Source organism: Streptomyces sp. NPDC006296 (genome assembly GCF_040613235.1).
Classification (GTDB): Bacteria; Actinomycetota; Actinomycetes; order Streptomycetales; family Streptomycetaceae; genus Streptomyces.
Genome location: NZ_JBEXRT010000034.1, coordinates 23,185 through 43,379 on the forward strand (window position 1 = coordinate 23,185; position 20,195 = coordinate 43,379).

Genomic DNA, 20,195 nt, shown 5'->3' on the forward strand with positions numbered 1-20,195 from the left:
ATAAATATGCGGATAGGGCGCTGTCGTTACTGTGATTGGACACTGACGCACAGTCAACTAGCCTTGTCCAGACGGTTCTCGGCGCCAGAACCGGAGCGGTCCGAGCCACGAGGGGGGAGGTTCGGGCCGCTCGTCCGAGCAGGACCGGTCCGGCGGACGGGGACGCCCGTCCCGGACCGGTCCTGCCGTGGAGCTCGTGCGGAGGGTTCAGCGTGCGGACGCGTCCAGCGCGCGGGCCACGTCGGCCAGCAGGTCCTCGGGATCCTCGGCGCCGACGGAGAACCGTACGAAGCCGGCCGGCACCGCGTCCCCGCCCCAGCGCGCCCGGCGCTCGGCGGTGGAGCGCACCCCGCCGAAGCTCGTCGCGTCGTCCACCAGCCGCAGAGCGGCCAGGAAGCGCTCGGCTGTCCGCTCGTCCGCCAGCTCGAAGGAGACCACGGAGCCGAACCGCCGCATCTGCCGCACGGCGACCGGGTACGACGGGTCGGTGGGCAGCCCCGGATAGCGGAGCCCCGTCACGTCCGGACGCCCGGCGAGGGACTCGGCGAGCGCCAGGGCCGTCGCGCACTGGCGGTCGATCCGCAGGTGCAGGGTCGCCAGCGAGCGGTGTGCGAGCCAGGCCTCCATGGGGCCGGGAATGGCTCCGACCACCTTGCGCCAGCGCCGTACGCCGGCCGCGAGGCGTGGGTCCCGGCAGCTCACATGGCCGAGCAGGACGTCTCCGTGCCCGGTGAGGCCCTTGGTGTCGCTGGCCACCGAGAAGTCGGCACCCAGTTCGAGGGGGCGTTGGCCGAGGGAGGTGGCCAGGGTGTTGTCGACCGCGACGAGGACACCCGCGGCGTGCGCGGCCTCGACGAGCCTGCGCACGTCACAGACGTCGAGCCCGGGGTTGGAGGGCGTCTCGATCCACAGGAGCCTGGCGCCCTCCAGAAGATCCAGCTGGGCGTCGCCACCGGTCGGAGCCGTGCGTACCTCGACGCCGTACGCCTCCAGCTGCTCCCGCACCAGGGGGAGCGCCTGGTACCCGTCGTCCGGGAGGACCACGGTGTCACCGGTGCGGGCCTGCGACAGGAGCACCGCGGAGACGGCCGCCATCCCCGAGGCGAAGACCGTCGTCTCCACCTCCTCCCCCGGGGCCTCCAGCTCGCCGATGGCCCGTTCCAGATGGGTCCAGGTCGGATTGGTGTCCCGGCCGTACGTGTACGGACCGACGGGTTCGCCGGACAGGTGGAAGTGCGCGGCGAACACCGGCCCGGGGAGCGTGGGCTCGTACTGCTCCGGTTCGGGAAGGCCCGCTCGCACGGCCCTCGTGCCGTCGCCCATGGTGCTCATGCTCACTCCCTCGTCTCTCCCGGCGTCCACCGGTCCGCTCCGCACTGTGTCATCCGGGGGCGGTTCAGTCCTCGTCGGGGAGCACCACGTTGAGCGCCCAGGACACGACCGAGATGATCAGGCCGCCCAGGACGGCGGTCCAGAAGCCGTCGACGTGGAAGCTCAGGTTGACGACGCCGGCCAGCCAGGAGGTCAGCATCAGCATCAGCGCGTTGACCACGAGCGTGATCAGTCCGAGCGTCAGGATGAACAGGGGCAGGGTGAGCAGCTTCACCACCGGCTTGACGACGAAGTTCACCAGGCCGAAGAGGAGCGCCACCAGTATCAGGGTGAGGATCTTGCGTCCGGTGTTGTCCCCGGTCAGGGTGATGTCCTGGAGCAGCCAGATGGCCACGGCCAGGGCACCCGCGTTGGCGATCGTCTTGACTACGAAATTCTTCATGTGTCTGATCGTGGCAGACAAGATCGGTGGCGGACACCGGCTGGGCGGACGAGCGCGGGCCTGAGGGGCGGACGGACGATGAAGGCATTCAGACTGGACGAGCTGGAGGCGGAGCGCGCCGCCAACGACGGCGCCTATCTGCAGTTCGTCCGGGAACGGAACATGTCCGTCGGCCTGTACGCCCTGGACGCCGGCGCGATCGACCCCCAGCAGCCGCACACGCAGGACGAGGTGTACTTCGTCGTCAGCGGCCGGGCCTCGATCACGGTCGGCACGGAGACCACCCAGGTGGGACGGGGGAGCGTCGTGTACGTGCCCGCGGGGACCGCCCACAAGTTCCACCACATCACCGAGGACCTCCGGGTGATGGTGGTCTTCTCCCCGCCCGAGGGCTGACGCCCGGCCTCCGCGGGTGACGCCCGGCGTCCGGGGCGGACGTCCGGCCGCGCCGCCGGGGAGGGGGTCCGCAGGGGTTCCGCGCACACCGTCCGAGGGCTGTTCCGTCGTCCCCGCCGGGCGCACGAGGACGGCCACGGCAGCGCGCCGCGTGGCCGGAACGGCCGCCTGCGCCCCGCACGCGGAGGTCCCTCAGCCCTGCGCTGCCGCGCGACGCTCTGGCGGGGCCCGCGATGACCTGCGCTGCCCCGCGAGGCACCGCGTCCGACCGCCGCGGGTCCCACCCGGGGCGGCGGGACGGCCCTTAGGGGATCGCTCAGGGGACTTCAAGGGCTCCCGGGCCCCCGTCGGCCACCCCCGCGCCTCTAGCATCGGAGCAAGGACTCACGGAGACGAGGTAACGGTGATGGCGGTGCGGGAGATTTTCGCGGGGATGCCCTGGTGGGTGAAGTGGATCGCGGTGCCCCTCATCGCGATCGTCGTGTTCGGTGGCCTGATCGCCAGTGTGGTCGGCTTCGTCATCGGGCTGCTGTTCAAGGTGCTGGTGTTCGTCGTTCTCGTGGGTGGCCTGATCTTTGTCGTCCGCGCGTTCATGTCCTCGTCCGAGCGCGGCGGCTGGTAAAGGAGCGGACCCGCCACGTGGTCACGCTGCGTACACGGAACGCGTGACGGGTCACCTGTGCGGCGATTAGCCCAGCGGAGCTAAGTCGAGGACGAAACCTCACTCGTGACTGAACGTGCGGATACAGTGACATATCGCTGCCGCCAGCTGGGAAATGACGGTCTGTCACCATCCCGCCCAGTGGTTTGTGCGACCGTCCGGTCTTCGGACCCCAGGCTCGCGGCGGGCCCGTGGGGGCGGCCCCTGCGGGAGGGCCGAGAGCCCGTCACCATGCCCGGGGGTGACCTGTGACCACGGCATCGAGTACCGCTGTCCCGACGTTGATCGGTTCGGTTCAGCGGGCGTTGAGACTGATGGAGGCCGTGGGCGCCCATCGCGACGGGGCCCCGGCGAAACAGCTCGCCCGTGAGGCCGGACTTCCCCTCCCCACCGCCTACCACCTGCTGCGCACCCTGACCCACGAGGGATACCTCCGCAGGGAGAACGGCGTCTTCCTCTTCGGTGCGGCGGCCGAGCGCCTGGGCGGAGGCCACGCCGCCCCGCGGCCCGGCGTGATCGTCGACTCGCTCGCGCACTGGGCGCACGTCGTCGGGGCGCCCGTGTACTGCGCGTTCTACAAGGACGGCGAGATCGAGATGGTCGCGGTGGCCGACGCCCCCGCCGCCCCCGCGGTGCGCGAGTGGGCCTCGTTCCGCGAGACGGGCCACGCGCACGCCCTCGGGCAGTGCCTCCTGGGGCAACTGGACGAACGTGCACGCGAGGATCACCTGGACCGCCACCCCGTCCGACCGCTGACCCGGCACTCGCTGAGGGACCGTCAGGCGCTGCTGAACCGCCTGCGGTCGATGAAGCGGACGGAGCCCGTCGTCGAGCGCCAGGAGTACGCCCTGGGGACGGTGTGCGCGGCCATTCCGATCACTGTCGGTTCCGCTGTCGCGGCCATGGCTGTTTCCTTCCCGGTGCACCAAGAGGAACAGTTGCTCCCCGCAATCGAACAACTACGCTGTGAAGTCACCACCCTCTTGCGCTCGTTCGTGTTCTCTATCAGTATCTGAAAAATCACTCCTTGTGATCTGCTATCGCGTGCATCACGATGGCGTCAATAGGGCCATGGGGGATCATTCCTGGCCAGTTTCATCTACTGCGGGGTTGAACGATGCGCGAGTCGGTTCAGGCAGAGGTCATGATGAGCTTCCTCGTCTCCGAGGAGCTCTCCTTCCGTATTCCGGTAGAGCTCCGGTACGAGGTCAGCGATCCGTATGCGATCCGGATGACTTTCCACCTGCCCGGTGACGCCCCCGTCACCTGGGCATTCGGCCGTGAGCTGCTGCTCGACGGTCTCAACAGCCCCAGTGGTGACGGCGATGTGCACATCGGCCCGATCGAGCCCGAAGGGCTGTCGGATGTACACATCCGCCTTCAGGTCGGCGCGGACCGGGCGCTCTTCAGGGCCGGCACGGCACCTCTCGTGGCCTTTCTGGATCGGACGGACAAGCTGGTTCCACTCGGGCAGGAGCACACGCTGGGTGACTTCGACGGCAATCTGGAGGAGGCGCTGGGCCGCATCCTCGCCAAGGAGCAGAACGCCGGCTGACCGCGAGGACACGACCGGACACCGGGGACGGCGACCCGGATGCCCGCATCCGGTCTCCCGGCTCACGCCTTGCGGCGTCGGCCCCTTCCGGTGCGCGCGGGTGCGGGAGCTCCGGCTTCCGCACCGGGCCCGGTGCGGTCCGCGGAGACCACCAGGGCGGCGAGCGCCGTCGTCACCGGCACCGAGGCGACCAGCCCGATCGAGCCGACCAGCGTCCGTACGATCTCCTCCGCCACCAGCTCGCTGTTGGCCACGGTGCCCACGCTGCTCTGCGCGATCGAGAAGAGCAGCAGCAGAGGGAGCGCCGCGCCCGCGTAGGCGAGCACGAGCGTGTTGACGACCGAGGCGATGTGGTCGCGCCCGATCCGGATGCCGGCGCGGTAGAGCCGGCGCACTCCCATCGCCGGGTCGGCCTGGTGCAGTTCCCAGACCGCCGAGGTCTGGGTGACGGTCACGTCGTCGAGCACGCCGAGCGATCCGATGATCACACCTGCCAGCAGCAGGCCGCTCATGTCGATCTCCGGGTACAGGCCGTGGATGAGGCCGGTGTTGTCGTCGGTGTTCCCGGTCAGGCCGGCCCAGCCGATGAAGAGCGAACCCAGCAGGCCGATCAGCAGCAGCGAGATGAGTGTGCCGATGACGGCCACGGAGGTGCGGGCCGTCAGTCCGTGGCAGGCGTAGAGGGCGATCAGCATGATCGCGCTGGCCCCGATCACCGCGACGACCAGTGGATTCGAGCCCTGCAGGATGGCGGGCAGGATGAACAGGGTCAGCACGCCGAACGAGACGGCGAGCGCAATCAGGGCCATCAGCCCCCGCATCCGGCCCACCACGACCACCGCCACGGCGAAGATCCCGGCGAGCAGCGCCATCGGCAGCGTGCGGTCCACATCGGTCACCGAGTACTGCAGGTCCCGGGGGGCGTCGGGCGCGTAGGCCACGACCACTCCCTGGCCCTCGTGCAGTTGACGCGTGGAGTCCGGCTGGACGACCTCGACGAAGGTACGGCCCCGGTCCTTGCCGCTGGTGACCTCGACCGTGGCCTTCTTGCACTCCCCCGACTGCTCGTTGACGGCCTCGCGGCCGGACGGTGTGGAGGTGTCGCCGGTGGGCGGCACCTGCGAGGCGTTGACGTCGGCGCAGTCGACCGGGACGACCTTCGCCACCCGCCCGTCCTGGGTCTGCCGGTCGAACCCGACGCCCGTGCGCTCATGGGCGGGAGCACCGCCCGGCCAGAGCGCCACGAGACCCACCAGGACCGCGGTCGCGAAGGGGATCACCACTGCCGCGATGACCTTGCGCAGGTGCTTGGACACGGGCGCGGCCGGACCGTGGTGGTGCGTGTGGGCGTGCACATGGCTCTGCGTGCTGCCTGCCGCGTGGCCGGGGGATTCGGGGGCGCTTCCGGGGGACGTCACCCGGCGATCATCCCAAGAACCGGGGAGGCCCTCTGGCCAGCACGCCAGGAGGGAGGCTAGCGTGGAGCCACATCTGTACACGCGGGAGCTCGGAGCACCGGGCTGAGAGGGCGCTGACCTCCGTATATCCGTACGGGACACGCTGCGTCGACCGCCGAACCTGTTACCGGGTAATGCCGGCGTAGGGAGTAGGTCTCATGACCACAGCGGACGCACGCACGCCTGCCTCGATGCAGAACGCGCGGAACGCACGGAATGCGCAGATCCCGGCGGAGGACGCGGCCCCGGCGGACGGCGCCGGCGCGGAGGCCGGCGGGGCCGGGAGGTCCCTCGGCTGGCACAAGGGGTACGTCCAGGGCTCGCGCCCGGACCTCCGGGTGCCGGTCCGTCAGGTGCACCTCACCAACGGCGAGGACGTGACGCTGTACGACACGTCCGGGCCGTACACCGATCCCGCCACCGACACCGATGTCCGCCGCGGGCTCGCCCCCCTGCGGGAGAACTGGATCATCGCCCGGGGCGACACCGAGGAGTACGCGGGCCGTCCCGTGCGCCCCGAGGACGACGGGCTCAAGCACACCTCGCCCCGGGGAGGCTCCCCCTCGCGCGAGCGCAGCCGGGAGCCCGGGGAGGGGCTGCGCAACCTCGACGCGGTCTTCCCCGGCCGTCCGCGTCGGCCCCGGCGGAGCCGCGACGGCCGTCCGGTCACCCAGCTCGCCTATGCCCGGCGCGGGGAGATCACCCCGGAGATGGAGTACGTCGCGATCCGCGAGAACGTCGCTCCCGAGGTCGTCCGGGACGAGATCGCGGCCGGGCGGGCCGTGCTGCCCGCCAACGTCAACCACCCGGAGATCGAGCCGATGATCATCGGCAAGCGGTTCCTGGTGAAGGTCAACGCCAACATCGGCAACTCCGCGGTCACCTCGTCCATCGAGGAGGAGGTGGACAAGATGACCTGGGCCACGAAGTGGGGCGCCGACACGGTCATGGACCTGTCCACCGGCCGCAACATCCACACCACCCGCGAATGGGTCCTGCGCAACTCGCCCGTGCCGATCGGCACCGTGCCGCTGTACCAGGCCCTCGAGAAGGTCGACGGCCGGGCCGAGGAACTGACCTGGGAGATCTACAAGGACACCGTCGTCGAGCAGGCCGAACAGGGCGTCGACTACATGACGGTGCACGCCGGCGTCCGGCTGCCGTACGTCCCGCTGACCGCCCGCCGCAAGACCGGCATCGTCTCGCGGGGCGGTTCGATCATGGCGGCCTGGTGTCTGGCGCACCACAAGGAGTCGTTCCTGTACGAGCACTTCGAGGAGCTCTGCGAGATCCTCGCCGCCTACGACGTGACGTACTCGCTCGGTGACGGGCTGCGCCCCGGATCGATCGCCGACGCCAACGACGAGGCGCAGTTCGCCGAACTCCGGACGCTCGGCGAGCTCAACACCGTCGCCAAGCGGTTCGGCGTCCAGACCATGATCGAGGGTCCGGGACATGTCCCGATGCACAAGATCAAGGAGAACATCGACCTCCAGCAGGAGATCTGCGAAGAGGCCCCGTTCTACACGCTCGGCCCGCTGACCACCGATGTCGCGCCCGCGTACGACCACATCACCTCGGGTATCGGGGCGGCGATGATCGCCTGGTGGGGGACGGCGATGCTCTGCTACGTCACGCCCAAGGAGCACCTGGGGCTTCCGAACCGCGACGACGTGAAGACCGGCGTCATCACCTACAAGATCGCCGCGCATGCGGCCGACCTCGCCAAGGGGCACCCCGGGGCGCAGGCGTGGGACGACGCACTGTCCGACGCCCGGTTCGAGTTCCGCTGGGAGGACCAGTTCAACCTGGCGCTCGACCCGGACACGGCACGGGACTTCCACGACGAGACCCTGCCCGCCGAGCCGGCGAAGACGGCGCACTTCTGCTCCATGTGCGGGCCGAAGTTCTGCTCGATGAAGATCTCGCACGACATCCGGCGCGAGCACGGTGCCGAACAGGCCGAGATCGAGGCCGGGATGGCCGAGAAGTCCAGGGAGTTCGCGGCCGCCGGGAACCGGGTCTACCTGCCGCTCGCGGACTGAGCCCGGCACCCGTCCGCCGGCCCTCCCGGCGGACGGGTGCGCGTGTCCGCGGCGGTGGCGTGCCGCCGGTACGGCAGTCGCCGGGCAGCGCCTCCGGGCGCCTCACGGGGGGTGTCCCACCGATGAGGGTGTGTCAGTGGTCGGGCTGTTTTCCCTCCACCTGTGGCGCTCTGACGCCTTTTCGGCGGACATTTGGAGTCGGTAAGGACACGGAACAGTGCCAGGTGGATGTACGTTTCGGCGGACGTCTGCCCTGACTTGACCGTTTCCTTATCTTCGTCTTACCTTCCGATTTGCTCGGCGAAACAGTGTGTGCGCTCCGAACGGGGGCGCCAGGGGAGGGGAAGCGCAATGAACTGGTATCTGGCAGTGCTCAAGAACTACGCGGGCTTCAGCGGGCGGGCGCGCCGCAAGGAGTACTGGATGTTCGTACTCTTCAACTTCATCGCGGCCGCCGTCCTGTACGCCCTCGGGCTCGCGATCGACTCGCAGATCCCGTACCTCATCTACGTGCTGGCGGTGCTGATCCCCGCGCTGGCCGTGGTCGTCCGCCGACTGCACGACACGGGCCGCTCCGGCTGGTGGATCCTGATCGGTCTGGTCCCGCTCGTGGGCGGCATCGTCCTGCTCGTCTTCATGTGCATCGAGGGTGTGCGTGAGCCCAACGAGTACGGCGCCAACCCGAAGCTCGCGCCGCACGGCGTCTGAGCTTCACCGGGGGCGACGGAGGGATCCGGCCGGGCCGGGTGCGTCCAGGAACGAACAGCGAGGCCGGGGTGGCGTGAGCCGCCCCGGCCTCCGCCGTCTCCGCCCGCACGGCGGCTCCCGTCCGGCGGGCTCCCGCACGGCGGGCTCCCGGCCCGTGGGCCCGCAGGCCGGGTCACTCCGGTGGGCCCGCGGACCGGTTCACTCCGGCCGGTGCTCCGGCCCCCCGAAGTCCGGGCTGCTGTACCCCATCTTCGGTATCCGGTCGGCGGAGCGGTACGGCGTCCGCGCGGCGGGGCCGGCGGCCGGGTCCGCCAGCGCGTCCCGCAGGAAGGGCAGGATGCCGCGCTCCAGCAGGGCGTGGCGCCAGGCCTCCCGGGCGCGCGCCACGTCCTCGGGCAGCTCGTCCTCCTCGTCCACGGCGGGGAGCGCGGTGGAGCCGTTGCGCAGGGCCGTGACGAGCAGCCCGACGGCGGCGGCGAGGGTGGCAGCGGCGGCGACGGCGGCGAAGAACCAGCCCGCGGCGACCATGCTGCCGGCGACGGCGGGAGCGGGATCCAGCGCCTTCAGGGAATAGCCGATCAGCAGGAATATCAGGGCGGCCGTGGCCGCGAGGAGCGGAGCGAGCACGGCGATGACCGCGAGGGTGCCGGCGCCCTCCGGAGCCGTCTCCTCCGCGGCCGGTCCGAGCACGGACGTGCGGGCGTCCGGATCCTCCGGTCCACGCAGCTCGGCCCGGACCTTCACGTAGTGCTCGTACTCGGTGGAGGCGGCCGCGGCGATCAGGGGCGTGGCGTCGAGCACCATCGTGCGCAGCTGTTCCGGGTTGAGGCGGTTGCCGACGCCGTCCGGATCCGGCCGTGCCTGAGCATGACGCAGTGCGTCGGCGAGGATCCGCTCGTACTCGGGTCGGTCCTCGGCCAGCAGGTGCGGAGCGCTTTTCATGTGCATCCCCCGATGCTCCGTCGGGCCCGACCGGCCGAGCGGCGGACGATCAGGCGGAAACGGAGGAGAGCCTGCTACTGATACGCCGATGGTAGAGCGCCTACGCGGGGGCGTGACAGGGGGTTTCCGGAAATTGGCCCGGCCACCGGTGGCCGGGCCGCGGCGGGTCCTCCCCCGGCACCCATCAGGCGGGCAGCGGCAGTTGGACGACCAGCAGCTTTCCGGCCATGGTCACTCCGCCGTCCATGGCGATGGCGAGCCCGTCCGCGTAGACGTGCGGGCCGTCCACCACGGGCCGCGCGGCGTCCTCGCCGTCCTCCGACCCGACTTCGCCGAGCAGGTACGGGATGGGGCTGTGCCCGTGCACCACGCGCCGGCCGCCGTAGGTCGCCATCAGGTCGCGGACGGACTGCGCACCGCCCTCGTCGCGGAAGGCGAACCGCTTGGTGAGCTTGCGGAACAGGTCCCAGCACTCGTCGGCGTCGTTCCGCGTGAGGATCGCGTGCACCGTGTCGTTGACGTCCTCGATGGTGGTCCCGTAGTCGAGGTAGGCCGTCGTGTCGGAGTGCATGAGCAGGTGCCCGTCCTCCTCGACGACCGCGTCGAGCCGGGCCATCCACTGCAGGTGGACGTCCTGGAGCCTCTCCATGTCCGTCTTCTGGCCGCCGTTGAGCAGCCAGGCGGCCTGGAAGGTCGCGGTCCCGGCGCCGGAGTTCACCGGGGTGTCGCCGAACTTCTTCGCGCCGAGCAGGAGCAGTTCGTGGTTGCCCATGAGGGCCTTGCAGTACCCGCCGGCCGCCGCGGCCTCCGCGGAGAGGCGCATGACGAGGTCGATGACGCCGATGCCGTCGGGTCCGCGGTCGGTGAAGTCACCGAGGAACCAGAGCCTGGTGTTGCCGGCCGCCCACCGGCCCTCGACGTCGACGAGGCCCTGTTCGCCCAGGGCGGCCAGCAGCTCGTCCAGGTAGCCGTGGACGTCGCCGACGACGAACAGCGGACCGCGGGCCGACTCGTCGGCGGGCCGCACGTCCGCGACGGCCTGCACCTGGACGGTGTCGCCGCGGTTGATCACGGGCAGATCGCGCTCGGTGGGGGTGTACCCCTCCGGCGGCTCGCCGCTCACCGCGACGCTGCCGGGGTGCGGCGAGGGCGAACCCATCGGCACCTGCGCATACGGCGGTACGCGGAAGTCGCGCAACGTCGCTGTCCGCACTACGGGTTCCTGACCGGCCCCCTGAGTCATCGACCCCTCCACCACCGTCGCGCCTCCGTACACCTGACGGTCCCTGCCTGGTAGAGGTGGTCCGCGGTGTCGTGCGCCCATCATAGGAATGCGGATCGCCCTGTGTGACGCACCAGGGGTGGTGAATCCACGCGCACACCTGGTTCACCGGCCGTTTGGTCCGGATTGATCCGATCAGTCCCCGGCAGGGGATCGAGGAGCGCTGACCGTGGTGCGCGGTGGACGCCGTTGCGAGGACGTGCGGACGATGAGCTCCGTCGGTATCACCTGCTCCACGGGGCCGTCGTGTCCGACTCCTTCGATGGCGTCGATGAGGAGCTGGACGACCGCCGTGCCGATCCTGCGCGGCTTCAGCGAGAGGGTGGTGATGGGGGGTTCGGTCGACGCGTAGACGGTGGACTCGCTGCAGCAGACGAGCAGCAGGTCCTCCGGGACCCGCAGGCCGTAGCGGCGCGCCGCGGCGAGCAGATCGGTGCCGTTGGGGTCGAAGAGCCCGTAGACGGCGTCAGGGCGGTCCGGGCGGGCGAGGAGGCGGTCCGCGGCCACCGCTCCGGCGCAGGGGTCGTGGGCCGGATAGGACTCGTAGACCGGGTCCTGGCCGACCCGCTCGCACCAGTGGAGGTAGGCGGTGGTGGAGAGGCGGGTGTACGTGTCGGTGGTCGTGCCGGTCAGCAGCCCGATGCGGCGGGCCCCCGCGGCCGCGAGGTGGTCCAGGAGGTCGAGCACGGCCGCCCGGTGGTCGTTGTCGACCCAGGCGGTGACCGGGAGGCTGCCCGCCGGGCGTCCGTCGGAGACGACGGGCAGTCCCTGACGGACGAGTTCGGTGACGACCGGGTCCTGGTCGGAGGGGTCGATGACGACGGTCCCGTCGAGGGCGACGTTCGACCAGACGTCGTGGCGCGAGGTGGCGGGAAGGATCACGAGGGCGTAGCCGCGGGCGAGCGCGGCCGAGGTGGCGGCCCTCGCCATCTCGGCGAAGTACGCGAACTCGGTGAAGGTGAAAGGTTCATCCCCGTACGTGGTCACGGTCAGGCCGATGAGGCCCGACTTGCCGGTACGGAGGGTCCGGGCCGCCGCGGACGGGCGGTAGCCCAGCCGCTCGGCGACCTCGCGGACGTGCCGGCGGGTGGCGTCCGGCAGTCTGCCCTTGCCGTTGAGCGCGTCGGAAACGGTCGTGATGGAGACTCCGGCCGCCGCGGCTACGTCCCGGATCCCCGCCCGTACCTGCCGGCCGCTGCGCCGGGGCGTCTCTGTCCGGCTCACCTGGTGCTTCCCTGCTGCTGTCATGGCGAGCCGATAGTAGGGCTCCGATGCCGGGTGGGGCCGGTCGCATATGCACACGTCGACAGGCACGTTTCTGCATGATCATAGAGGGCTAAATGCCTTGTGAATCACGGGTGTTGGTGGCCTCAGGATTAATGTGTCATGCATCGACGCGCGTGTACCTGCTGAATGGCTCATGTCTCGAAGAGGTCTCAACTCACTCGTTCGAGGGATGCGCGCCACGGCGTGAGCGACGGGCGCGCGGAGGAATGCGGAATGCTCCCCCCTCCTGAAGCACCGCGGAGTCCCGCGAAGCACATCGAAGCGATCCCGGGCCGTCCGAAGTGCGGTGAAATACCGCGAAGCGTGCCGAACCCGGTCGGAGCGAGCCGAAGTGTCCCGAGGTGCTCAGGGGGGTGCCGCGTCGCGGCGGAGCGGTGTGTGACGGGCGGATCCGGTCGGGGGCCGCGTTTTCGCCTCCTGACCGTTCGCACGGAGACCCCCTCCTCATAGGGTGAGCCGTAGTGATGTGTACGGACGGTCGAGGAGGACCTGCGGTGAGCGAGACGAGCCCCAAGCTGCGCGCCGAGCTGGACGGCGTCCCTGCGTATGTGCCGGGCAAGCCGGCGTCCGCGGAGGGCCCGGTGGCCTTCAAGCTGTCCTCCAACGAGAACCCGTACCCCCCGCTGCCCGGTGTCATGGACTCGGTGCTCACCGCGGCCGCCGCCTTCAACCGTTATCCGGACATGGCGTGCACCGGCCTGGTGAACGAGCTGGCCGAGCGGTTCGGCGTGCCGGTCTCCCACCTGGCCACCGGCACGGGCTCGGTCGGGGTCGCCCAGCAGCTGCTGCAGGCCACGTCGGGTCCGGGCGACGAGGTCGTCTACGCCTGGCGCTCCTTCGAGGCGTACCCGATCATCACGCAGATCAGCGGGGCGACCTCGGTCAAGGTGCCGCTGACCCGCGGTGAGGTGCACGACCTCGACGCCATGGCCGGTGCGATCACCGACCGGACCCGGATGATCTTCGTCTGCAACCCGAACAACCCGACCGGCACCGTGGTGCGCCGTGCGGAGCTGGAACGATTCCTCGACCGGGTCCCGGGCGACGTCCTGGTCGTGCTCGACGAGGCGTACAAGGAGTTCATCCGGGACGCCGAGGTGCCGGACGGCATCGAGATCTACCGGGACCGGCCCAATGTCGCGGTGCTCCGCACCTTCTCCAAGGCGTACGGGCTGGCGGGGCTTCGGGTCGGCTTCGCGGTGGCGCACGAACCCGTGGCGGCCGCGCTGCGCAAGACGGCCGTCCCGTTCGGTGTCAGCCAGGTCGCCCAGGACGCCGCTGTGGCGTCGCTGCGTGCCGAGGACGAGCTGCTGGGCCGGGTCGGATCGCTGGTCGGCGAGCGCTCCCGGGTGTACGACGGGCTCGTGGGGCAGGGCTGGACGGTTCCGGAGTCGCAGGCGAACTTCGTCTGGCTGCGGCTCGGGGACCGCACGCTCGACTTCGCCGGGGTCTGCGAGCGGGCGGGTGTGGTCGTCCGGCCCTTCGCCGGTGAGGGTGTGCGGGTCACGATCGGGGAGCCGGAGGCCAACGACGTGTTCCTGAAGGTCGCCGGGTCTTTCCGCCGGGAGCTGTAGCGCGGGGGCACGCCGCGGAGCCCGGTGGCCCCGCACCTCGGTCGCCGAGGTGCGGGGCCACTGCCGTCCCCACGTCCGGACTGCCGGCCCGCGGCCGGCGGAGGCGCTGTCCGGTTTCGACCGGGTCGGCCCGGTCGGCCGGAAAGCACCCCCCACCCGAAGGCTTCGAAGACATGTGCGCCATAATGCTTGTGAATGTGAACGCGTTCACAAGCGCATCCCGGTTTCTCCCCCTATCGGGCGGTACGACCGGGCGGTGAGCGACTGTGAGCTCGGCGACGTAAGGAGAAGAGTCGTGGATCTGGCTCTGGCACCAGAGACCCTGGCGCGATGGCAGTTCGGCATCACCACCGTCTACCACTTCCTGTTCGTCCCACTGACGATCTCCCTCGCCGCGCTGACCGCCGGCCTGCAGACCGCCTGGGTGCGCACGGAGAACGAGAAGTACCTCAGGGCCACCAAGTTCTGGGGCAAGCTCTTCCTGATCAACATCGCCATGGGCGTGGTCACCGGCATCGTCCAGGAGTTCCAGTTCGGGATGAACTGGTCCGACTACTCGCGGTTCGTCGGTGACGTCTTCGGCGCCCCGCTCGCCTTCGAGGCGCTGATCGCGTTCTTCTTCGAGTCCACCTTCATCGGGCTCTGGATCTTCGGCTGGGACAAGCTGCCGAAGAAGATCCATCTGGCCTGTATATGGATGGTGTCCCTCGGCACGGTCCTCTCGACGTTCTTCATCCTGGCCGCCAACTCCTGGATGCAGCATCCGGTCGGCTACCGGATCAACGAGGAACGCGGGCGTGCCGAGCTCACCGACTTCTGGAAGGTGCTCACCCAGGACACCGCGCTCACCCAGTTCTTCCACACCATCACGGCGGCCTTCCTCGTCGGCGGCGCGTTCATGGTCGGCATCTCCGCCTTCCACCTGGCCCGCAGGAAGCACATCCGGGTGATGCGCACCTCCCTGCGGGTGGGGCTGGTCACGGTGGTGGCCGCGGGGATGCTCACCGCGGTCAGCGGAGACACCCTCGGCAAGGTCATGTTCAAGCAGCAGCCGATGAAGATGGCCGCGGCGGAGGCCCTGTGGGAGGGCGAGCACGGCGCCCCCTTCTCGCTCTTCGCGGTCGGTGACGTCGCCGAGGGCCACAACGACGTGGAGGTCTCCGTCCCCGGAGTGCTCTCGTTCCTCGCGGACAGCACTTTCACCTCGTACGTCCCCGGCATCAACGACATCAACAAGGAACTGCAGGAGACGTACGGGCCCGGGGACTACCGCCCCAACATCCCGGTCGCCTTCTGGAGCTTCCGCTGGATGATCGGCTTCGGCATGGCGTCGTTCGGGCTGGGCCTGCTCGGGCTGTGGCTGACACGGCGGAAGTTCCTGCTGCCGCCCGCGCTGCGCACCGGCGAGGACGAGGTGCCGAACCTGGTCCTCTTCAGGAACCGGGCGCTGAGCCCGAAGCTCGCCCGGCTGTACTGGATCACGGCCCTCTGGACCATGCTCTTCCCCCTGATCGCGAACTCCTGGGGCTGGATCTTCACCGAGATGGGGCGGCAGCCCTGGGTGGTGTACGGGGTGTTCCAGACCCGCGACGCCGTCTCTCCGGGGGTCTCCCAGGGCGAGATCCTCACGTCCATGATCGGCTTCACGGCGCTCTACGCGGTGCTGGCGGTCATCGAGGTCAGGCTCCTCATGAAGTACGTCAAGGCGGGCCCGCCGGAACTCACCGAGGCCGACCTCGACCCGCCCACCCGGATCGGCGGCCACGACCAGGACGCCGACCGGCCGATGGCCTTCTCCTACTGAGATCAAGCGGAGCTGAGAGATGGAACTCCACGACGTCTGGTTCGTGCTCATCGCCGTTCTCTGGACCGGCTACTTCTTCCTGGAGGGATTCGACTTCGGCATCGGGGTCCTCACCAAGCTGCTGGCCCGCGACCGCAAGGAACGCCGGGTCCTGATCAACACGATCGGCCCGGTCTGGGACGGGAACGAGGTGTGGCTGCTCAGTGCGGGCGGCGCGACCTTCGCCGCCTTCCCGGAGTGGTACGCCACCCTGTTCTCCGGCTTCTACCTGCCCCTGCTGGTCATCCTGCTCTGCCTGATCGTCCGGGGGGTGGCCTTCGAGTACAGGGCGAAGCGGCCCGAGGAGCGCTGGCAGACCAACTGGGAGCACGCGATCTTCTGGACCTCGCTGATCCCGGCGGTCCTCTGGGGGGTGGCCTTCGGAAACATCGTCCGCGGCGTGAAGATCGACGCCGACATGGAGTACGTCGGCACCCTCGGGGATCTGCTCAACCCGTACGCCCTCCTGGGCGGGCTGGTGACGCTGTCCCTCTTCACCTTCCACGGGGCGGTGTTCGCCGCGCTCAAGACCGCCGGGGACATCAGGGCGCGGGCCCGCGGGCTGGCCGTCAAGCTGGGGCCGGTGACGGCGGTGCTCGCGCTGGTCTTCCTCGTCTGGACCCAGGCGGACAACGGCAACGTCCGGAGCCTGGTCGCGCTGCTCGTCGCCGTGGTGTCGCTGGTCCTGGCCGTCGGTGCCGTCGCGGCGGGCCGGGAGGGCTGGTCCTTCGGCTTCTCCGGGGTCACCATCGCCGCGGCCGTCGCGATGCTCTTCCTGACGCTCTTCCCGAACGTCATGCCGTCCTCGCTCAACGACGCCTGGAACCTGACGGTCTCCAACGCGTCGTCCAGTCCCTACACCCTCACGATCATGACCTGGTGCGCCGGCATCGCCACTCCGGTGGTGCTGCTGTACCAGGGATGGACGTACTGGGTCTTCCGGAAGCGCATCGGCACGCATCACATCGCCGACGCGCACTGAACCGGCCGGATCACTGACATGAGCGCACTGGGGAGCTGTTTCACGTGAAACCGATCGACCCGCGTCTGCTCCGGTACGCCCGGACCACCCGGCTCTTCCTGGCGGCCGTGGTGGCGCTGGGGGTGGTCGGGGCCGCTCTGGTCATCGCCCAGGCCATGCTGGTCGCCGAGGTGGTGGTGGGCGGGTTCGAGGACGGCCTGTCCGCCGCCGGGCTCCGCACACCGCTGCTCCCGCTCGCCGCCGTCGCGCTGGGGCGGGCGCTCGTCGTCTGGCTGACCGAGCTGGCCGCGTACCGGGCGAGTGCCGCGGTCAAGTCGGAGCTGCGCGGCCGGCTCATGGAACGGGCCTCCGCGCTGGGGCCGGACTGGCTGGGCGGACAGCGCACCGGATCGCTCATCGCGCTGGCCACACGGGGCGTCGACGCCCTCGACGACTACTTCTCGCGGTACCTCCCGCAACTGGGCCTCGCGGTCGTCGTCCCGGTGGCGGTTCTGGCCCGGATCGTCACCGAGGACTGGGTCTCGGCGGCGATCATCGTGGTGACCCTGCCGCTGATCCCGCTCTTCATGGTCCTGATCGGATGGGCCACCCAGTCCCGGATGGACCGTCAGTGGCAGCTGCTGTCGCGGCTCTCCGGGCACTTCCTCGACGTGGTCGCGGGACTGCCGACGCTGAAGGTGTTCGGCCGGGCCAAGGCGCAGGCCGCGTCGATCCGCAGCATCACCTCGCAGTACCGCCGGGCCACCCTGAAGACCCTCCGGATCGCCTTCCTGTCCTCCTTCGCCCTGGAGCTGCTGGCGACGCTCTCCGTGGCGCTGGTCGCGGTCACGGTCGGGATGCGGCTGGTCCACGGGGAGCTCGACCTCTACACCGGGCTGGTCGTCCTCATCCTGGCGCCGGAGGCCTATCTGCCGATCCGCCAGGTGGGCGCCCAGTACCACGCGGCCGCGGAAGGGCTTTCGGCGGCGGAGGAGATCTTCGCGGTGCTGGAGACCCAGCCCGCGGCCGGCGGGTCCGCGGACGTGCCGCAGTCGCTGCGGCTGGAACTGGACGGGGTGACGGTGCGCCACCGGGGCCGTACCGAGCCCTCGCCGGCCGGGGCCTCCCTCGTGGTCGAGCCCGGGGAGACGGTCGCCCTCACGGGCCCCAGCGGCAGCGGCAAGTCCACGCTCCTCGACGTGGTGCTCGGGTTCACGGTGCCGCAGGAGGGGCGGGTACGGATCGGAGGGACCGATCTGTCCGCGCTGTCCCCGGAGCGCTGGCGTGAGCGGATCGCCTGGGTTCCGCAGCGCCCGCACCTCTTCGCCGGGACGATCGCGGAGAACGTCCGGCTGGCCCGTCCGGACGCGGACGACGCTGCGGTCATGGCCGCGCTGCGGGAAGCGGGTGCGTACGACTTCGTGACGGCGCTGCCCGAGGGGGCCGGTACCCCGCTCGGTGAGGACGGTGCCGGGCTCTCCGCCGGGCAGCGCCAGCGGCTCGCGCTGGCACGGGCGTTCCTCGCCGACCGTCCGCTGCTGCTGCTCGACGAGCCGACGGCGGGCCTGGACGGCGAGACGGAGGCGGGCATCGTCGAGGCGGTACGGAGGCTGGCCGAGGGCCGCACCGTGCTGCTGGTCGTGCACCGGCCGGCGCTCCTCCCGCTCGCGGACCGGGTGGTGGCGCTGGAGCCGGCCCCGGGCGCGCCGACCGGAGCGAAGGACCCGGCCCGCGTGACGGCTCCGGGTGCCCCGGACGCGGGGGCCCTGGACGCCTCCGCCGGTGATGCGCCCCTCCACGCCGGCGCCCAGGAGGTCCCGGCCGGTGACGGGCGTACGGGCACGGGGCGGTCCGCGCCGGTCGAGGCCGCCGCCGCACTGCTCCGGGAGACCGCGCCCCGGACCGGTGGCCGCGTGCTCGCCAGGGTCAGGGAGGCCGCCGGGGCCCAGCACGGGAAGCTGGGACTGGCCCTTCTGCTGGGCAGCCTGGCCGTGGGGTCGTCCGTCGGGCTGATGGCCGTCTCCGGATGGCTGATCTCACGTGCCTCCGAGCAGCCCCCGGTGCTCTATCTGATGGTCGCGGTGACCGCGACCCGGGCCTTCGGCATGGGCCGGGCCGTCTTCCGCTACGCGGAGCGGCTGGTGTCCCACGACGCGGTGCTCAGGATGCTCGCCGAGCTCAGGGTCGCCGTGTACCGCGGCCTGGAACGGGTGGCCCCCGCCGGCCTGCGGACCACCCGGCGGGGAGATCTGCTGTCCCGTCTGGTCTCCGACGTGGACGCCCTGCAGGACTACTGGCTGCGGTGGCTGCTGCCCGCCGGCACCGCGCTCGCGGTCGGCGTGGGGGCGGTGGCCTTCACCGGCTGGATGCTGCCGGAGGCGGGCGCGGTGCTGGCCGCCGGGCTGCTGCTGGCCGGTGTCGGCGTGCCCTGGCTGAGCGGCGTCTGCGCCCGCCGGGCCGAGCGCCGGCTGGCGCCCGCACGGTCCGCGCTGGCGGTCCGGGTCGCCGACCTGCTCGGCGGGACGGCCGAGCTCACCGTGGCGGGCGCGCTGCCCGCCCGCAGGGAGCGGGTGCGCACGGCGGACGGGGTCCTCACCCGGATCGCCGCGCGGGCGGCGGCCGCGACCGCGCTGGGCGGCGGGCTCTCGGCCCTCATCGGCGGGCTCACCGTCGTGGGCGCGGCGGCCGTCGCACTGCCCGCGGTGGCGGACGGACGGCTGGCGGGCGTGGAACTCGCCGTGGTCGTCCTCACGCCCCTCGCGGCGTTCGAGGCCGTGACGGGTCTGCCGCTCGCGGTGCAGTACCGGCAGCGGATCGGCCGGAGCGCGGAGCGGGTCTTCGAGGTGCTCGACGCCCCCGTGCAGGTCCGGGAGCCGGCCGCACCGGCCGACGCGCCCGCCTCGCCCTTCCCGCTCGTCGTGCGCGGACTGTCCGCCCGGTACCGGGGCGCGGAGCACGAGGCGCTGCGCGCGCTCGACCTGACCCTGTACCCCGGCAAGCGGGTCGCCGTCGTGGGCCCCTCGGGTTCGGGCAAGACCACGCTCGCCCAGGTCCTGCTCCGCTTCCTGGACGCCCGGGAGGGGAGTTACCGCCTCGGCGGCACGGAGGCCTCGGCGCTGGACGGCGACACGGTCCGTACCTTCGTCGGGCTGTGCGCCCAGGACGCGCACGTCTTCGACAGTTCCGTCCGCGAGAACCTGCGGCTCGCCCGCACCGGTGCGACGGACGCGCAGGTGCGGGACGCCCTGGCCGCGGCCCGGCTGCTTGACTGGACCGAGTCCCTGCCGGACGGCCTCGACACGCTGGTGGGCGAACACGGGGCACGGCTGTCCGGCGGTCAGCGGCAGCGGCTGGCACTGGCCCGTGCGCTGCTGGCCGACTTCCCGGTGCTGGTGCTCGACGAGCCGGCGGAGCACCTCGACCTGGAGACCGCGGACGCGCTGACCGCCGATCTGCTGGCCGCCACCGAGGGCCGGACGACCGTGCTGATCACCCATCGGCTGGCCGGGCTCGACGCGGTCGACGAGGTTCTGGTGCTGGACGGGGGGCGGGTGGTGCAGCAGGGGCCCTACGCCACCCTCGCCACGCAGGACGGCCCGTTCCGCCGGATGATCGAACGGGAACAGGAGCACGAGCCGGTGCGCGGCGTGCCGCAGCCGGTGTGTGCCGGGCCGGGACGGACGGAGCCGGCGCCCGCACGGGTCTGAGGA

16 protein-coding genes and 1 riboswitch are annotated in these 20,195 nt (G+C 70.9%); of the genes, 10 read left to right on the forward strand and 6 right to left on the reverse strand.

The features are described 5' to 3' along the window. Positions 1-207 precede the first annotated feature (207 nt). Complete coding sequence (locus tag ABZ172_RS22415) at positions 208-1,332, reverse strand: cystathionine gamma-lyase (RefSeq protein WP_356885660.1); 1,125 nt, start codon at positions 1,330-1,332, stop codon at positions 208-210. 64 nt (positions 1,333-1,396) lie between these two features. Further along, positions 1,397-1,774, reverse strand: a complete 378-nt coding sequence (locus ABZ172_RS22420; protein ID WP_356885662.1) for a phage holin family protein — start codon at positions 1,772-1,774, stop codon at positions 1,397-1,399. A 78-nt stretch (positions 1,775-1,852) separates the two neighbouring features. Between ABZ172_RS22420 and ABZ172_RS22425 the strand changes: the two genes are divergently transcribed. The 4 genes from ABZ172_RS22425 to ABZ172_RS22440 all read left to right on the forward strand — a co-directional run bounded on the left by ABZ172_RS22425 (position 1,853) and on the right by ABZ172_RS22440 (position 4,386). Then, positions 1,853-2,170, forward strand: a complete 318-nt coding sequence (locus ABZ172_RS22425; protein WP_356885664.1) for a cupin domain-containing protein — start codon at positions 1,853-1,855, stop codon at positions 2,168-2,170. Between the two features lie 406 nt (positions 2,171-2,576). Further along, positions 2,577-2,792: a DUF5326 family protein gene (locus ABZ172_RS22430; RefSeq protein ID WP_356885666.1), complete on the forward strand. Its 216-nt coding sequence runs from the start codon at positions 2,577-2,579 to the stop codon at positions 2,790-2,792. A 287-nt stretch (positions 2,793-3,079) separates the two neighbouring features. After that, positions 3,080-3,847, forward strand: coding sequence for a helix-turn-helix domain-containing protein (locus tag ABZ172_RS22435; RefSeq protein ID WP_356885668.1), 768 nt, complete (start codon positions 3,080-3,082; stop codon positions 3,845-3,847). A gap of 101 nt (positions 3,848-3,948) precedes the next feature. Then, positions 3,949-4,386: an SsgA family sporulation/cell division regulator gene (locus ABZ172_RS22440; RefSeq protein ID WP_030123081.1), complete on the forward strand. Its 438-nt coding sequence runs from the start codon at positions 3,949-3,951 to the stop codon at positions 4,384-4,386. Between the two features lie 62 nt (positions 4,387-4,448). On the opposite strand, the gene ABZ172_RS22445 is transcribed toward ABZ172_RS22440, so the two are convergent. Further along, a complete protein-coding gene (locus ABZ172_RS22445) occupies positions 4,449-5,804 on the reverse strand; it encodes a YibE/F family protein (protein WP_356885670.1) in 1,356 nt (451 codons plus the stop codon). A gap of 71 nt (positions 5,805-5,875) precedes the next feature. Then, positions 5,876-6,009, forward strand: a riboswitch (TPP riboswitch). On the opposite strand from ABZ172_RS22445, the gene thiC reads away from it, so the two are divergent. Then, positions 6,002-7,888 (forward strand): phosphomethylpyrimidine synthase ThiC, encoded by a 1,887-nt coding sequence (gene thiC, locus ABZ172_RS22450; protein ID WP_356885672.1) that lies wholly within the window; start codon positions 6,002-6,004, stop codon positions 7,886-7,888. It overlaps the preceding riboswitch by 8 nt. Positions 7,889-8,239: 351 nt before the next feature. Beyond that, positions 8,240-8,596 carry a DUF805 domain-containing protein gene (locus tag ABZ172_RS22455; RefSeq protein ID WP_356885674.1) on the forward strand — a complete coding sequence of 119 codons (357 nt, stop codon included), beginning with the start codon at positions 8,240-8,242 and terminating at the stop codon, positions 8,594-8,596. A 198-nt stretch (positions 8,597-8,794) separates the two neighbouring features. Here the strand turns inward: ABZ172_RS22455 and ABZ172_RS22460 are convergent, their stop codons facing one another. From ABZ172_RS22460 to ABZ172_RS22470, 3 genes are all read right to left on the reverse strand, one after another. Then, on the reverse strand, positions 8,795-9,544 hold the full coding sequence (locus ABZ172_RS22460; RefSeq protein WP_356885676.1) for a hypothetical protein: 750 nt from the start codon (positions 9,542-9,544) through the stop codon (positions 8,795-8,797). A gap of 178 nt (positions 9,545-9,722) precedes the next feature. Then, positions 9,723-10,781 (reverse strand): metallophosphoesterase, encoded by a 1,059-nt coding sequence (locus tag ABZ172_RS22465; RefSeq protein ID WP_356885678.1) that lies wholly within the window; start codon positions 10,779-10,781, stop codon positions 9,723-9,725. 174 nt (positions 10,782-10,955) lie between these two features. Then, a complete protein-coding gene (locus ABZ172_RS22470) occupies positions 10,956-12,068 on the reverse strand; it encodes a LacI family DNA-binding transcriptional regulator (protein ID WP_356885680.1) in 1,113 nt (370 codons plus the stop codon). A 533-nt stretch (positions 12,069-12,601) separates the two neighbouring features. Between ABZ172_RS22470 and hisC the strand changes: the two genes are divergently transcribed. The 4 genes from hisC to cydD all read left to right on the forward strand — a co-directional run bounded on the left by hisC (position 12,602) and on the right by cydD (position 20,192). Then, entirely contained in the window at positions 12,602-13,681 is a 1,080-nt protein-coding gene (gene hisC, locus ABZ172_RS22475) for a histidinol-phosphate transaminase (protein WP_356885683.1), read from the forward strand. Between the two features lie 295 nt (positions 13,682-13,976). After that, positions 13,977-15,485 carry a cytochrome ubiquinol oxidase subunit I gene (locus ABZ172_RS22480; RefSeq protein WP_356885685.1) on the forward strand — a complete coding sequence of 503 codons (1,509 nt, stop codon included), beginning with the start codon at positions 13,977-13,979 and terminating at the stop codon, positions 15,483-15,485. Between the two features lie 19 nt (positions 15,486-15,504). Next, on the forward strand, positions 15,505-16,506 hold the full coding sequence (cydB, locus tag ABZ172_RS22485) for a cytochrome d ubiquinol oxidase subunit II (protein WP_356885687.1): 1,002 nt from the start codon (positions 15,505-15,507) through the stop codon (positions 16,504-16,506). A 44-nt stretch (positions 16,507-16,550) separates the two neighbouring features. Beyond that, entirely contained in the window at positions 16,551-20,192 is a 3,642-nt protein-coding gene (gene cydD, locus ABZ172_RS22490) for a thiol reductant ABC exporter subunit CydD (protein ID WP_356885689.1), read from the forward strand. Positions 20,193-20,195: the final 3 nt, after the last annotated feature.

What these genes read in the sequence shown, in the direction of transcription:
- ABZ172_RS22425 (WP_356885664.1), top strand. Translation starts at nt 1,853, where the DNA reads ATGAAGGCATTCAGACTGGACGAGCTGGAGGCGGAGCGCGCCGCCAAC.
- ABZ172_RS22465 (WP_356885678.1), bottom strand. Translation starts at nt 10,781, where the DNA reads ATGACTCAGGGGGCCGGTCAGGAACCCGTAGTGCGGACAGCGACGTTG.
- ABZ172_RS22440 (WP_030123081.1), top strand. Translation starts at nt 3,949, where the DNA reads ATGCGCGAGTCGGTTCAGGCAGAGGTCATGATGAGCTTCCTCGTCTCC.
- ABZ172_RS22415 (WP_356885660.1), bottom strand. Translation starts at nt 1,332, where the DNA reads ATGAGCACCATGGGCGACGGCACGAGGGCCGTGCGAGCGGGCCTTCCC.
- ABZ172_RS22430 (WP_356885666.1), top strand. Translation starts at nt 2,577, where the DNA reads ATGGCGGTGCGGGAGATTTTCGCGGGGATGCCCTGGTGGGTGAAGTGG.
- cydB (WP_356885687.1), top strand. Translation starts at nt 15,505, where the DNA reads ATGGAACTCCACGACGTCTGGTTCGTGCTCATCGCCGTTCTCTGGACC.
- thiC (WP_356885672.1), top strand. Translation starts at nt 6,002, where the DNA reads ATGACCACAGCGGACGCACGCACGCCTGCCTCGATGCAGAACGCGCGG.
- ABZ172_RS22420 (WP_356885662.1), bottom strand. Translation starts at nt 1,774, where the DNA reads ATGAAGAATTTCGTAGTCAAGACGATCGCCAACGCGGGTGCCCTGGCC.
- ABZ172_RS22455 (WP_356885674.1), top strand. Translation starts at nt 8,240, where the DNA reads ATGAACTGGTATCTGGCAGTGCTCAAGAACTACGCGGGCTTCAGCGGG.
- ABZ172_RS22460 (WP_356885676.1), bottom strand. Translation starts at nt 9,544, where the DNA reads ATGCACATGAAAAGCGCTCCGCACCTGCTGGCCGAGGACCGACCCGAG.
- ABZ172_RS22470 (WP_356885680.1), bottom strand. Translation starts at nt 12,068, where the DNA reads ATGACAGCAGCAGGGAAGCACCAGGTGAGCCGGACAGAGACGCCCCGG.